Origin of the sequence: Sphingomonas yantingensis, from assembly GCF_014199325.1 — a bacterium.
Classification (GTDB): domain Bacteria; phylum Pseudomonadota; class Alphaproteobacteria; order Sphingomonadales; family Sphingomonadaceae; genus Sphingomonas; species Sphingomonas yantingensis.
Genome location: NZ_JACIJJ010000005.1, coordinates 42,554 through 55,837, shown reverse-complemented (window position 1 = coordinate 55,837; position 13,284 = coordinate 42,554). Strand labels below are relative to the sequence as shown.

Annotated in this window: 9 protein-coding genes and 1 tRNA gene; 4 read left to right on the top strand and 6 right to left on the bottom strand. The window is 68.4% G+C overall.

Translation table 11 applies throughout. The annotated features are described in order from the left end of the window. Positions 1 to 40 precede the first annotated feature (40 nt). The gene (locus FHR19_RS15460) at positions 41 to 4,240 is read right to left on the bottom strand and encodes a translocation/assembly module TamB domain-containing protein (RefSeq protein ID WP_184030318.1); all 4,200 of its coding nucleotides are present in this window, start codon (positions 4,238 to 4,240) and stop codon (positions 41 to 43) included. Beyond that, complete coding sequence (locus FHR19_RS15455) at positions 4,240 to 6,438, bottom strand: BamA/TamA family outer membrane protein (protein ID WP_184030315.1); 2,199 nt, start codon at positions 6,436 to 6,438, stop codon at positions 4,240 to 4,242. Before FHR19_RS15455 ends, FHR19_RS15460 begins: the two co-directional genes overlap by 1 nt. 237 nt (positions 6,439 to 6,675) lie before the next feature. On the opposite strand from FHR19_RS15455, the gene FHR19_RS15450 reads away from it, so the two are divergent. Continuing rightward, positions 6,676 to 7,695 carry a YihY/virulence factor BrkB family protein gene (locus FHR19_RS15450; protein WP_343053294.1) on the top strand — a complete coding sequence of 340 codons (1,020 nt, stop codon included), beginning with the start codon at positions 6,676 to 6,678 and terminating at the stop codon, positions 7,693 to 7,695. Here FHR19_RS15450 and FHR19_RS15445 read toward each other — a convergent pair. Together FHR19_RS15445 and FHR19_RS15440 are read right to left on the bottom strand one after the other, a co-directional pair. Further along, positions 7,692 to 8,159 carry a DUF1203 domain-containing protein gene (locus FHR19_RS15445; protein ID WP_184030312.1) on the bottom strand — a complete coding sequence of 156 codons (468 nt, stop codon included), beginning with the start codon at positions 8,157 to 8,159 and terminating at the stop codon, positions 7,692 to 7,694. The two genes, FHR19_RS15450 and FHR19_RS15445, sit on opposite strands and share 4 nt — an antisense overlap. Positions 8,160 to 8,245: 86 nt before the next feature. Continuing rightward, positions 8,246 to 8,749, bottom strand: coding sequence for a MarR family transcriptional regulator (locus tag FHR19_RS15440; protein WP_184030309.1), 504 nt, complete (start codon positions 8,747 to 8,749; stop codon positions 8,246 to 8,248). Between the two features lie 58 nt (positions 8,750 to 8,807). Here FHR19_RS15440 and FHR19_RS15435 point away from each other — a divergent pair, with 58 nt between their 5' ends. The 3 genes from FHR19_RS15435 to FHR19_RS15425 all read left to right on the top strand — a co-directional run bounded on the left by FHR19_RS15435 (position 8,808) and on the right by FHR19_RS15425 (position 10,378). Further along, the gene (locus FHR19_RS15435; protein WP_184030306.1) at positions 8,808 to 9,911 is read left to right on the top strand and encodes a branched-chain amino acid aminotransferase; all 1,104 of its coding nucleotides are present in this window, start codon (positions 8,808 to 8,810) and stop codon (positions 9,909 to 9,911) included. 58 nt (positions 9,912 to 9,969) lie between these two features. Further along, positions 9,970 to 10,044 (top strand) — tRNA-Gln (locus FHR19_RS15430). A gap of 82 nt (positions 10,045 to 10,126) precedes the next feature. Then, a complete protein-coding gene (locus FHR19_RS15425; RefSeq protein WP_184030304.1) occupies positions 10,127 to 10,378 on the top strand; it encodes a DUF2934 domain-containing protein in 252 nt (83 codons plus the stop codon). A 110-nt stretch (positions 10,379 to 10,488) separates the two neighbouring features. On the opposite strand, the gene glgA is transcribed toward FHR19_RS15425, so the two are convergent. Continuing rightward, positions 10,489 to 11,940, bottom strand: coding sequence for a glycogen synthase GlgA (glgA, locus tag FHR19_RS15420; protein ID WP_343053293.1), 1,452 nt, complete (start codon positions 11,938 to 11,940; stop codon positions 10,489 to 10,491). After that, complete coding sequence (gene glgC, locus FHR19_RS15415; protein ID WP_246359571.1) at positions 11,937 to 13,205, bottom strand: glucose-1-phosphate adenylyltransferase; 1,269 nt, start codon at positions 13,203 to 13,205, stop codon at positions 11,937 to 11,939. Before glgC ends, glgA begins: the two co-directional genes overlap by 4 nt. Positions 13,206 to 13,284: the final 79 nt, after the last annotated feature.

Here is a 13,284-nt window from a genome sequence, read left to right as displayed (position 1 = left end):
AACCTGCTCCCCTCCCTTGTCGGGGAGGGGAGGAATGACCTCAATAATCCTTCGAGTAGCGCAGGTTCACGCTCGACCCGCCGAAGCTGCCCGTCTGCGACAGGAGCGACAGCGCCTTGGTCAGCGCGATTTCGAGCTGGGTGGCGGTGAAGCCGCGGGCGTCGGTGATGATCTCGACATAGATGTCGTCGGTCAGATACTGCCCCGCCGCCAGCGCCGTGCCGCGCCCGCTCGCCTCGTCCGCGCCGAGGATCCGCAGGCGATCGATCCCGCCCGCCTGTCGCAGCGAGCCGAGCGGATTGAGCCCGCCACCCGACCCGCGCAGCGAATTGAGCGCGCTGGCCAGCTGGATCGCCTGCACCGCCGACAGGTTCGTGACCGACCGTCCGAACAGGATGCGCGCCAGCACCTCGTCCTGCGCGAGCGCGGGGGTGGAGGTAAAGGACAGTCGCGGCCGCTGCGCCGTGCCCGTCACGTTGATCGTCGCGGTCACCCCCTCCGCGGTGGTCGAGGCGGCGATGGTGATGTTCGGGTTGGTGAGCTCGTTCCCCTCATAGGTGATGAGCCCGCGGTCGAGATTGAAACGCTTGCCGGCGAAGCTGTAGGTGCCGCGGATCGCTTCGATCTGACCACGGATGCGCGGCGCTGCCGACGTGCCGGTGACGCGCAGGTCCGCCTGCCACTCACTCTCCAGCCCCATGCCCGAGACATAGAGGCGGTTGTCGGCACTGACCCGCATGTTGAGGCGGAAGAGCCCGGCCGACGGCGGCGGCGTCGTGCTGCCGCGCTGGGCATTCGCGGCCTCCAGCGGGGCGCCGCGGCGACGGACGCCGGTCAGTTCGGGCACCTCAGCCGAGCCCTGGCGGATCACCTGATAGCGCGCCTCCGGGATGCGGATATCGCCCTCGATCAGGCCACCGTTCGCGCCGTTGGTCACGCGAACCTCGCCGGTCGCGGTCGCGCCGATCATGTCGCTGCGGGCAAGCCGCGCATTGTTGAGGTTGGCGCGCACGTCGATCGGAAAACCGCTGTTCGCCGCTAGCCCGACATAGCCCTGCGCCGTCACCGTCCCCTCACCCGCCGTCGCGCGCAGATCCTCGAGCACGAAGCGGTCGTTGGTAAACCGCCCGGTGAGGCGCATCGCCGACAGGCGCGTGCCATAGGTCTCGTTCTCGTAGACGAGGTTGTTGGCGCGGACGAGGCCGGTGACGCGCGGCGCGCCGAGCGTGCCGCTCACGTCCGCGGCGATGCCGATCGGGCCGGCAAGCTGCTGGTTGGGCACGCCACCCAGCGACCACAGCACCTCGGCCGGGCCGTTGTAGCGGATGCCGCCGGTCAGCGGAGCGCCAGCCGACGTGCCCGTCTGCACCGCCACGCGGCCGATCGCCGCCCCCTGTCGCTGGACGAGCGCGCGGATATCGGCGCGCCCGCCGGTCAGGTTGACGATCGACTGGATATCGACCGGCGTCGACACGGTCGACAGGCCCGAGCGGGTGAAGTTGCTGACGAGGATGCGGGCATTGCCGGTCGGCGTCGCCGCGCCAGCCGCCTGGTTCACCTCGAAGCTGCCCGTCGCGCTGCCGCCGAGGCCGAGGCCGGGGACGAGCGCATTGGCGATCTGAAGGTCGAGGCTGTCGAGCCGGCCCTGCAGCGCATAGCCGTTGCCGTAACGCCCGGCGATGCGCGCCGACCCGCGGTCGAAGTCGATGCGCGTCGGGCGCAGGCGATAGCCCCCGCCGGCCACGACGTCGATGCGTGCCGGGCTGGCGGTCTTGAAACCGATGCCGTTGCCCTTGCCCTTGAGCGCCACGACCCAGAGCGCGGGGCTGAGCCGCGCATTGGCCGCGACCTCGAACGGGACGCCCGTCGTGCCGCGCGCTACCGCCTGCACATAGCCGTTGCCGCCGCGATAATCGCCGCGCGCGCGGGCCTTGGTCACGACATATTCGCCCTGCCGCAGGTTCGCGACCTGCGCGTCAAAGGTGACGGCGGGGGCGTCGTCGTAAAGGACGACGCGTGCGTTCGCGATTGCCTGTCCGATCGTCAGCCCCATGTCGCCGGGAATCGCCGCGTTCGACGCGCGCGCGGCGATCGTGGCCGCCTGATATTTGCCCACGGCGTTGAGGTCCGCGCGGCCGGTGACGCCCGACCCGGCGAAATCGAGCGCGCCCGCGAACGGCCCCGCCGCGGTTGCGGCGACGCTGCCGTTGAAGGTGATCCCCGCGAACACGGTGTTGCGAATGTCGGCGGTCAGGCGCGGACTGGTTCGCAGCAGCACGTTGGCGTTGAACGGCCCGTAATTCGTCCCGCCGGTGGCGGCGATGGCATAGGCATCGCCCTGTCCGCGCACCCGCGCCTCCAGATTGACGAGGCCGACGCCGACGCCGGGCCGCGGGGCGCGCAGCAGGACAACGGGCTGCGCGACGCTGCCCGACACGCGCGCGGTCAGCGGGCCATATTGGGTGGAAACGGCATTCGCCTCGACCAGCAGCGGCCCGGCGAAGTCGTAGCGCCCGCGGCCGTTCAGAATGCGGAACTGCGGCGCGTTTAGGCGCAGGTTCTGGAAGGTCACGACGCCGTTCGGCCCGAGCGCCACATCGACCCGCGCGGTCGCGTTGCCGCCCAGGAAGTTGCGCACGCCGTCGTTGAACAGCCGCTTGGTCTGGGTGACGACGCGGCCCTTGATGCCATATCCGCCGGGCGTCATCACGAGGTCGGCGTCGGTCTGCAGATCGACGATGCCGATCGAGGCGACTTCGTAATCATTGACCCGGCCCTTCAGCGCGCCGGTGTAGCGACCGGTGCCCATGTCGGCGACGACGATCGCGGTCGCGTCGATCCGGTCGGACCGGATACGCAGATTGTCCGAAAGGATCTGGTCGCCGTTGACCGCCAGGTCGCCATTGACCGCGACGTTGGTGACCAACCCGCCGACCGCGGCGTTGAGGCCGTTGATGCGGGCGGCGCGGGCGTTGACCGGAATGAGGATGCGGTCGGTGTTCACCACGGCCTTGCCCTCGGCATAGAGCCGCTCGACCACCGTCTCGCCGAAGCCGAGGGCAGCGGCGGTCAGCTTGTAATCGACGGTCGGCGTCGCAAACGTGCCGTTCAGCGCGACGGCGGCGCGGACGGCATTGCCGTTGAGATTCTCGGCGATCGCGCCGGGAATCAGCAACTGCCCCTCGGCACGGAAATTCTCGAACCGGCTGCGGCCAAGGTCGAGCAGGCCGGTGGTCGCGACCACGAGCGCCGAGGAGCGCAGGCGTAGCTGCGTGTCCATCCGCCGCCCCTCGAGCAGCCGGGCGTCGAGCGCGATCTGTAGGTTCGGGCTCGTCAGCCGCTCGACCGGGCCCTGAAGATAAAGCCCCGGACGCGCCGCGCCGCGCACCTGAAAGAAGCCGTTGCGGCCGGTGATCGCGAGGTCAGCGAGTTGCGACCCGCCGAGCGTGCCAGCAAGCCGCCCCTGCCACTTCTTCCACGTGCCCGCGCCGTCGATCGTCGCATTCAGCGGCGCCTTGAGCGAGGCCATCGATCCGACGAGACCGTTGGCGGGCGCGGCGAGCTTGACGTCGAGGTCGAACCGGTCGGCATCGGGCACCGCGTCGAGCTTCACCGTCACCCGGTCGCCGCCCGCGATACCGGGTCCATTAAGCGTCGCGCCGTTCGCGGTGAGCTGCGCGCGGCGGTCGGCGATGTGGACCGCGCCGTCGAGCTTCGCGAGATAGCGCTTACCCGCAACCGGCGGGGCCAGATCGATGCGATCGATCGCCAGCCGATTCACGTCGATGTCGATATCGGGGAGCAGCGGCGCGTTCGGATCGCTCGGCACCGGCTTCAATTCGGGCAAGCGCGCGACGCGGATCAGCGGGCTGGTCAGGCTGCGGACGTCGACATGGTTGCTCGCAAACGCGAACGGTCGCCAGTCGACGTTCAATTGCGGCGAGTTGGCGAACACGCCCTTGGAATCGCTGACGCGCACGTCGCGCAGCACCATCGCGCCATAGATCGACCCGTCGATGCGCCCGACCTTGACGTTGAGGCCCGAGGCGGTGGTGAACCCGCCGATCTTGTCCGCCAAAAAACGCTTGCCGGGCGAGGTGTTGAGCCCCAGCACGACCGCCAGCAGCAAGAGCGCGATCACGATCAGCGCGATGCCGATCCATTTCAGGATGCGCTGCCACAGCGGGCGACGCTCGACGACCACGACCGTATCGGCGGGGGGAGCCATCTCCTCGGCCATCAGAACGCCTGCCCGATCGAGATGTAGAGGGCGATCAGCGATTCACCCGGCTTTCGTGCGATCGGCGTCGCCACATCGACGCGCATCGGTCCGAAATTGGTGTAGAAGCGCCCGCCGATGCCCGCGCCGAAGCGTAGATCGCGGCCCTTGGGCAGGGTCGAATCGTAAACCTGACCCGCGTCGAGGAACGGCACGATCCCGAAATTGCCGAAGCGATACCGCGCCTCGAGCGCGAATTCATTGAGGCTGCGGCCGCCGACCGGGCGGAAGACGGTTAGCGGGTTGTCGTCCGACACCTCCTCGTCCGGATTGAAATCGGGATTGGCCTCCTCCGTTCGGGGGCCGAGTTCCTGGAAGCCGAAGCCGCGCACCGATCCGCCGCCGCCGGCATAATAGCGCCGCGACGGGGCAAGGTCGTCGCGCGCGATCCCCGCGATCGACCCGGCGCGCGCGCGCCCGGCGATGACGAGGTTGTCCATGACCGGGAAATAGCCCGTTACCTCCAGCATCGAGCGCAGATACGGCCGCACCGATCCCTGCACCGACGTTTCCGGGGACAGATTGAGCTTCACGCGGAACCCGCGCGTCGGATTGAGCAGGTCGTCGGAGCTGTCATAGCCGAGGAACAGCGGGATCGCGGCGATGCCGTAGGTCCGCCGAACGCGTTCGTTGCGGCCGAAGTCGAACACGTCCTCGTTCGTGCCGATCAGCTCGCCGCCGTAATAATAGGTCCACTTCTTCTGCCAGATCGGGGTGGAGTCATAGCTCCAGCGCGCCGACAGCGTGCCGGTGAACGCCTCGAACGCGTCGTAGTTCGAGCGGTTGGCGGCGGCGCCGACCTGGAACGTGCGATCGCGCTTGCCCGCGTTCGAGCGGCGGAAGGTGACGCCCGCGCCCTGCTCCTGCGTGCCGGCGACCGCGTTGACGATCAGCGCACCCTCGGGCTTGAACAGGTTCCGGTGCTGCCACGATCCCTCGAGGCGGAGGCCTTGGCCGGTGCCGTAGCCGGCCTCCGCGGTCAGCCGCCGGGCGGGCCCGGCATTCTGGCGGACGAGCAGGTTGACCTGCTCGGTCGTGTCCGGCCCCGGCACGCCCGTCCGCTGCGGCTCGACCGAGACAGTGGAGAACAGGCCCGTGGCGATCAGCGCCTCGCGCAGGTCGTCGACCATCCGCGCGTCGTAGAGCTGCCCCGGCTTGAACCGCGGGAACACCTTCACATGGTCGAGGTCGAACGCGAGGTCGCCCTCGGTCGAGATCGTGCCGAACGACGACCGCGGCCCGGTATCGACGGGCAGCGTGTAGTCGCCGGTGAAATCGCGCTCGTCGAGCAGGATGTCGCGCTGCCCGACCTTGACGAAGGGATAGCCCTGTTGCGGTAGCTTGAGCGAGACGTTCGCCTCCGCCCCCTGGATGCGCGCCGCCTCGAGCGGATCGCCGGACTTGAGCGGCAGCTCGCGGCGGACGAGCCCGTCGGGGATCGTCGCGTTCGCCCTTACGGTGATGTCGCCCAGCTTATAGCGCGAGCCCGGCGTCGCGCTGATCGTCGCGCGCAGATTGCCCGAGTTGGCCGGGTTCTGCTCGACCGTCGAGACCGCGGTCCCGTCATAATAGCCGAGCGAGCGCATCAGCCGGACGGCAAGCTGCTCATCCTCGCGCGCGCGGGCCGACACCATCGTCGCGTTGGCCGCCTTGCCCTTGCCTTCCTGAAGCGCGGACAGCCCCTTGAACTCGTCGTCGAGGCCAACTTCCTTCAGGCCCTCCACCACGGTCGTATAGCGGATCTCGACCGTGCGCGGGTCCGCCGCGCCGCTGGCGACCTCGACCGGCGGGGTCACGTCGAACGTCGAGATGGGGGGCAGCGGGCGCGCAAGCTCGGTCTCGGCGGGCAGCGGCTGCGGTGGGATCGCGGCGGGGTCGGTGACTTGCGGCGCGACCGGCGCGGGCGTGGCGGCGGCGCCTGGACGTGACGGCTGCGCGGGCCGAGGGGCGGCGGGCGTCTCAAACAACTGCATGGGTTCGAGCGGCGCATTGAGATCGTTCGACAGCGTCGGCAGCTCGGCCTCGAATTGCTCGTCGGGAACGATCGGCGCGGCAGGCTGCTGCTCGGCCTGCGGCGCCTCGGACGAGGGCGCTGGCGCCGACTGGCCCGGCTTGGTCGGATCAGGTGTAATCTGCGCCGCAGCAGGAACCGCAATCATCGCCGCGCCTGCACACAGCGCAATCCGAACGCCCTTCAAACCCCGCTTCGCCACGCCGCCCCGCCGTCCCTGACCGGGGCTCGAAAGATCCCCCAAGTGAACATCCGAACGAACCAGAACGCGTTTCGCTCCCAAAACGATCGTGAAAATCGGCGAAAGATCAGGACGAAAGCTGCATCCCCTTGGCGCCTTGGACGTTCTCTGCGGATCGAACGGCTGCGAAACGAAGGGGCGCGAGTGAAGGACACGGCAATCGACCGACGGACCGACGGCGATGTTGCGGATGCCCGGCCCGGCGCGCAATCGACCCAGCCCTGGCACCATCCGTGGCACGCGTGGCGCTCGATCCTCGGCCGCGTCTGGATCATGACGGGCTATCACAACCTGTCGCTGATGGCAGCGGGCGTCGCCTTCTATGCGTTCCTGTCGATCGCCCCGCTGCTCGGCGCGATCGTCATGAGCTACAGCCTGTTCGCCGATCCACAGACCGTCGTTCAGCACATGCAGACGATCTTCGAACTCGTCCCCGCCGACGCCGCGCGGCTGATCTCGGACCAGCTGATCGCCGTCGTCTCCACCGCGTCGTCGAAGGCGGGGTTCGGCCTGGCCATCGCGCTGTTCCTCGCCATCTACGGCGCGATGCGCGCGTCGAGCGCAATCATCCAGGCGCTGAACGTGATCTATGAGGAGGAGGAAGGCCGCAACATCGTCGTCACCACGCTGCTGTCCGCGGCATTGACGGTCGGCGCGATCGTCGCGGCGATCGTCGGGCTGCTGTCGGCCGTGGGCCTCGGCTATCTCAAGTTCCTGACCGACTATCTGGGCGCGGCCGGCGTCGTCACGCTCCAGATCATCACCTGGATCATTGCCGCACTTATCGCGAGCGCGGCATTCGGCTTCGTCTATCGCTTCGGCCCCGATCGCGCGCCCGCACGCTGGCAATGGCTGACGATCGGGTCGGTGACGGCGACCCTGCTGTGGCTGGCCGCGACGCTTGGCTTCGGCGTGTATGCGGCCAATTTCGCGGACTACAACGCGACCTATGGCGCGCTGGGCGCGGTCGTGGTGCTGCTCATGTGGCTGTTCGTGTCGAGCTTCGCCGTGCTGATCGGTGCCGAACTGAATGCCGAGGCTGAGCGCCAGACCGCGATCGACACGACGACGGGGGCCGAACGCCCCCTCGGCAAGCGCGGCGCGCGCATGGCCGACACACTGCCCAGCAAGCGCCAGATCAAGCCGCGACGGGGACAATATTAGGCACGCTCGATCCGGGCAGCATAGCAGCCGCGCCTCGCGTAATGTGCGTGCAGATAGTCGACCTCTGGCCGGGCGAGCCAAGCATCGATCAGCGGTATCAGCGCGCCACCGTCGCACAGCTCGCCATCGAGCATCTCCCCCGCCGCATCGAACGCCCGAAGCGAAATCGGGCGGCGTGCGATAACCGCGGGAATCGCGTTCACGAGATCGAGAGGCGCCGTCGCCCCCTCCCGCACGAAGATCGCATGGGCCGATCGATAGGCCGTCGGCGCCGGCTGATGCTCGTAATTGAGGAGAAGCGCGGCCTCGCCGATCGCCATGTCGCGCACCTCGATCCGATCGGGATAGCCCGGCGATGCATCGACGAAGACGCGGCGCGCACCGCGATCCGCAAGCTCGGGGTCCGAGAGGCCATAAAGGGATAGAAACGGCGCGGGGTCGAGCCCGCGAATACGAAAGGACATGATGTGTGCTCCGGTGACCGCCTTGATCGGCGGCGGCGACAATCGCAGCTTACCGGATCGCGCGCGTCCCGCCGCTTGCGATCGAACTAGCGCCCCAGCGCCGCCACCTTCGCCCGCTCGTCCGCGGGCACCAGCCCTTCGAGCACCGCCCAGAAGCCGCCAACCGCCCCCTGCCCCGCGCTCTGATACGCCGCCGACAGGCGTTCGCGCAGCGCTTCGAACAACGCCGCCTCCAGCGCCGCACCCTCGGCGGTCAGCCGGAGCAGCCGCTGACGCCGGTCGCGGTCGCCGGGGCGCATCTCGACCAGCCCGCGTTCGGTCAGTTCGGTGAGGACGCGGCCCAGCGACTGCTTGGTGATCGCCAGCAATGCCAGGAGCTGGCTGACCGTCAGCCCCGGCTGGCGTGCGATGAAATAGAGCGCGCGGTGATGCGCGCGGCCCAGGCCCTTGGCCGCCAGCCCCTCGTCGATCGCGCGGGTGAGGTGGCTGTAGCCGAAATAGAGGAGCTCGACGCCCTTGCGGATTTCCGGCTCGCGCAGGAACAGGGGCGAGGCGGGGCGGAACGGTTCGGGCGCGGTCGGGACAGCCATGTTGACCTGTTCTGCCAGCGCTCCTAGCGTCCCGCAACCTTGTGACTGGACGGATGTGATGACCCTGACGCTCGACGACAACACGACCTTCCCGCTCGAGCGCCATGCAAGCCCGGTCGATGCGACGACCCGCGCGGGAATGCTGGAGAACCCCGGGTTCGGCCGCGTCTTCACCGACCACATGGCGGTCGCGCGCTGGAACGCCGAGAAGGGCTGGCACGACATGGCCGTCCAGCCGCGCGCGCCGCTTCAGATGGATCCCGCCTGCGCCGTGCTTCACTATGCACAGGAGATTTTCGAGGGGCTGAAGGCGTATCGCACCGACGATGGCGGCGTGACGCTGTTCCGCGCCGACGCCAATGCCCGCCGTTTCCGCGAGTCCGCGCGGCGGATGGCAATGGCCGAACTGCCCGAGGACCTCTTCCTCGCCTCGATCGACGCGCTGGTCGCCGCCGATCGCGAATGGATCCCGGCGATCGAGGGCGGCTCGCTCTACCTTCGCCCGTTCATGATCGCGAGCGAGGTGTTCCTCGGCGTGAAGCCCTCGGCCGAATATCTCTACATGGTCATCGCCTCGCCCGCGGGCGCCTATTTCAAGGGCGGTGCGCCGTCGATCACGGTCTGGGTGAGCGAGGACTACACCCGCGCCGCCCCCGGCGGCACGGGCGCGGCCAAATGCGGCGGCAATTATGCCGCCAGCCTCCAGGCACAGGCCGAGGCGATCCGCGAGGGATGCGACCAGGTGGTGTTCCTCGACGCGGTTGAGCGCGCGCAGGTCGAGGAGCTGGGCGGCATGAACACCTTCTTCGTGTTCGAGGACGGTTCGATTCAGACGCCGCCACTGACCGGGACGATCCTGCCCGGCATCACCCGCGAGTCGATCCTGACCCTCGCCCGCGACGCGGGGGTTACGGTACGCGAGGCCCCCTACACGATCGACGCGTGGGAGGCCGATGCCGCAAGCGGGCACCTTCGCGAGAGCTTTGCCTGCGGCACCGCCGCGGTGGTTACGCCGATCGGCCGCGTCCGCGGGCGCACGCGCGACTTCCGCATCGGCAATGGCGGGCCGGGCGAACTGACCAGCCGCCTGCGAGAGCAGCTTGTGGCGATACAGAAGCAGCAGGCGCCCGATCCGCACGGCTGGGTGCGCCGCATCCTCTGATCCCCTCTTTTCAGGCGCGAACGGAACGGTATAAGCGCGCGCTCGCCACGGGCGCTGATGGGGCGTCGCCAAGCGGTAAGGCAACGGTTTTTGGTACCGTCATTCGGAGGTTCGAATCCTCCCGCCCCAGCCAGCCCGTGATCGCCGGAGACGAAACGAAACGGCGTGTCGCCGGTTTTGGCGAAGACACGCCAACCATCGGAAAGGCAATGCGAATGAGCGACCAGCATCCCGAGGATCGCGACACCCGCGTCGCCCGCCGCGCTTATGAAAAGTGGGAGGCAGAGGGCCGCCCCGACGGTCGCCACGACGCCCACTGGCACGATGCCGCCGCCGAGGTGGACGCCCACCAGCCAGCGCCGGCTGCCGAAAAGCCGAAGACGAAGCGTGCACCGAAGAAGGCCACTGCGCCGACCGATGAGGCCAAGCCAACGCGGGCGCGCAAGCCGAAGCCGACCGCGGGCTGATCCGCAAACCTCTCACTCGTCATCCTGACGAAGGCTGGGGTTCCGGTCGGCTTTTATCGCCCGCTATCGGCGGGTGATCCCGGCTTTCGCCGGGATGGCGATAAGGGACGCTACCCCTTCGGCCTGATCACATCGAACAGCGCGGCATATTCGCGCGCCGCGCTTCCCCATGACACGTCGGTCGCCATGCCGTTACGCTGGAGCCGCGACCACGCCGCCGGATCGTTGGCGAACATCGCCATGGCCCGGGTCAGCGCGGCGTGGAGAGAGGCCGCCGAACCCGCTGCAAACTGAAACCCCGTCGCCACACACTGCGCCAGGGCGTAGGGGCTGGCGTCGATCACCGTGTCGGCGAGCCCGCCGACGCGCGCGACGATCGGCACCGCGCCATAGCGCAGCGCATACATTTGCGTCAGGCCGCACGGTTCGAACCGGCTAGGCATCAGAAACGCGTCGCAGCCCCCCTCGATCAGATGCGCCAGCGCCTCGTCATAGCCGATACGGACACCGACCGCGCCGGAATGCGCATCGGCCAGCGCGTCGAACGCCGCCTCCAGCCCGGCATCGCCGCTCCCCAGCATCGCGAACTGCGCACCGCGAGCGACGAGGTCGGGCATCAACGGGGGCAGCAGGTCCATGCCCTTCTGCTCGGTCAGCCGCCCGACCGACCCAATGAGGAACGCGGCCGGGTCCCCGTCGAGCCCGAATTCACGCTGCAATGCCGCCTTGTTGGCCGCGCGGGCGGCCAGATCGCTCGCATCAAAGCGCGCCGCCAGCGCCGGATCGGTCGCCGGGTTCCAGACTGCGGTATCGATGCCGTTGAGGATGCCCGAAACCACCCCACCGCGCCCGGCGAGCAGCCCATGCAGACCCATGCCCCCCGCCTCACCCATGATTTCCGTCGCATAGGTGGGGGAAACGGTGGTGATCCGGTCTGCGAAGATCAGTGCCGCCTTCAGGAAGCTGATCTGGTCGTGATACTCGATCCCATCGAGCGCGAACGCCTCCGCCGGCAGTCCCAGCGGTCCGAGCAGCCAGGCGGGGAACACGCCCTGGAATGCAAGATTGTGGATCGTCGCGACGACGCCGGGCCGGCGCACCGGCGGGTCGTAGTGAAGATACGCCGCCGCCAGTCCCGCCTGCCAGTCGTGGAGCTGGAGCACGTCATATTCGAGGCCCGCGACCCGCCCCGACCCCAGATCGGCGGCCGCGCACGCGAAGGCGCCGAAGCGCAGTGCATTGTCCTCCCAGTCCCGTCCGTCCGGGCCGAGATACGGGTTGCCCGGCCGCTCGAACAGGTGGGGTGCGTCGAGGACGAAGAGGTCGAGCCCCGCCGCCTGCGCGCGTACCAGCGTCGCCGGCCCGCCCATCAGGTCAACATAGCTATGCAGCCGCTCGCCATCGCCCGCTGCATCCAGCACTGCGGGATAGCCGGGGATCAGCGTCGTCGTCGCGACCCCCTCCCCCGCCAGCGCCGCGGGCAGTGCGCCCGCGACGTCGGCCAAGCCGCCGGTCTTGACCAGCGGATAGACTTCGGACGCGACCGACAGCAGGCGGATCACGCGTTCAGCGCCTCGATCATCTTGGCGGTGATGAGACACACGCCGGCATCGGTCCGGCGGAAGCGCGCGGCGTCGAGGACCGGATCCTCGCCCACCACCAGCCCTTCGGGGATCTCCACCCCGCGATCGACGATCACGTTCTTGAGCCGCACCGACCGCCCGACCTTCACCCGCGGCATCAGCACCGCATTGTCGATCGCCGAATAGCTGTTGATTCGGCAGCCGGTGAACAGCAGCGAATGGTGCAGCGAAGCGCCCGACACGATGCAGTCGCCCGACACCAGCGACGAGATCGCCTCGCCCCGACGCCCGTCCTCGTCATGGACGAACTTGGCCGGCGCGGTCATTTCCGAATAGGTCCAGATGGGCCATTCGCGGTCGTAAAGGTCGAGCGCGGGGACGGTATTGGTCAGGTCGATGTTCGCCGCAAAATAGGCATCGAGCGTCCCCACGTCTCGCCAGTAAGGCTCCGCCTCCGGTCCGGAGCGCAGCGCCGACTTGCTGAAATGATGCGCGCGAGCATTGCCGTCGCGGACCAGCCGGGGGACGATATCCTTGCCGAAATCGTGGCTGCTGTTCGGGTCCGCCGCATCCTCACGCAAAATCTCGGCTAGGAACTCGGTCTCGAAGACGTAGATGCCCATGCTGGCGAGCGCGAGGTCGGGGTGGCCGGGCATCGCCGGCGGATCGGCGGGCTTTTCGAGGAAGTCGACGATGCGGTCGTTCTCGTCGACGTGCATCACGCCGAAGCCGACCGCCTCCATCCGCGGCACCTCGACGCAGCCCACGGTGACACTGGCGCCGCTGTCGACATGCTCCTCGAGCATGACGCCGTAGTCCTGCTTATAGATATGGTCGCCGGCCAGCACGAGCGTGTATTTGGGCGCATAGGAGCCGATGATGTCGAGGTTCTGGTACACCGCGTCTGCGGTGCCGAGATACCAGTTCTCCTCCGACACGCGCTGGCTGGCGGGCAGGATGTCAAAGCTTTCGTTGCGCTCGTTGCGAAAGAAGCTCCAGCCGTTCTGAAGGTGGCGGATCAGGCTGTGCGCCTTGTACTGCGTCGCCACGCCGATGCGCGGGATGCCCGAATTGAGCGCGTTCGACAGCGCGAAGTCGATGATCCGCGTCTTGCCGCCGAAATAGACCGCGGGCTTGGCGCGGATATCGGTCAATTCCATCAGCCGGCTGCCGCGGCCCCCGGCCAGCACGATCGCCATCGCCTGGCGCGTGACCAGACCCCGTAATGTTGCACTTGGCGGCATCGTTCCCCCCCTCGCCTGTCGGCGTAGAGCGCGGCGGGGCGACGCAAGTTCCACGGCCTTTGCGATAAATCGAGGGCGA

Bases quoted from the DNA above. Each gene is read 5' to 3' on its own strand.
- FHR19_RS15455 (WP_184030315.1), bottom strand. From the start codon at position 6,438: ATGATTGCGGTTCCTGCTGCGGCGCAGATTACACCTGATCCGACCAAG.
- FHR19_RS15425 (WP_184030304.1), top strand. From the start codon at position 10,127: ATGAGCGACCAGCATCCCGAGGATCGCGACACCCGCGTCGCCCGCCGC.
- glgC (WP_246359571.1), bottom strand. From the start codon at position 13,205: ATGCCGCCAAGTGCAACATTACGGGGTCTGGTCACGCGCCAGGCGATG.
- FHR19_RS15440 (WP_184030309.1), bottom strand. From the start codon at position 8,749: ATGGCTGTCCCGACCGCGCCCGAACCGTTCCGCCCCGCCTCGCCCCTG.
- FHR19_RS15445 (WP_184030312.1), bottom strand. From the start codon at position 8,159: ATGTCCTTTCGTATTCGCGGGCTCGACCCCGCGCCGTTTCTATCCCTT.
- FHR19_RS15460 (WP_184030318.1), bottom strand. From the start codon at position 4,240: ATGGCCGAGGAGATGGCTCCCCCCGCCGATACGGTCGTGGTCGTCGAG.
- FHR19_RS15435 (WP_184030306.1), top strand. From the start codon at position 8,808: ATGACCCTGACGCTCGACGACAACACGACCTTCCCGCTCGAGCGCCAT.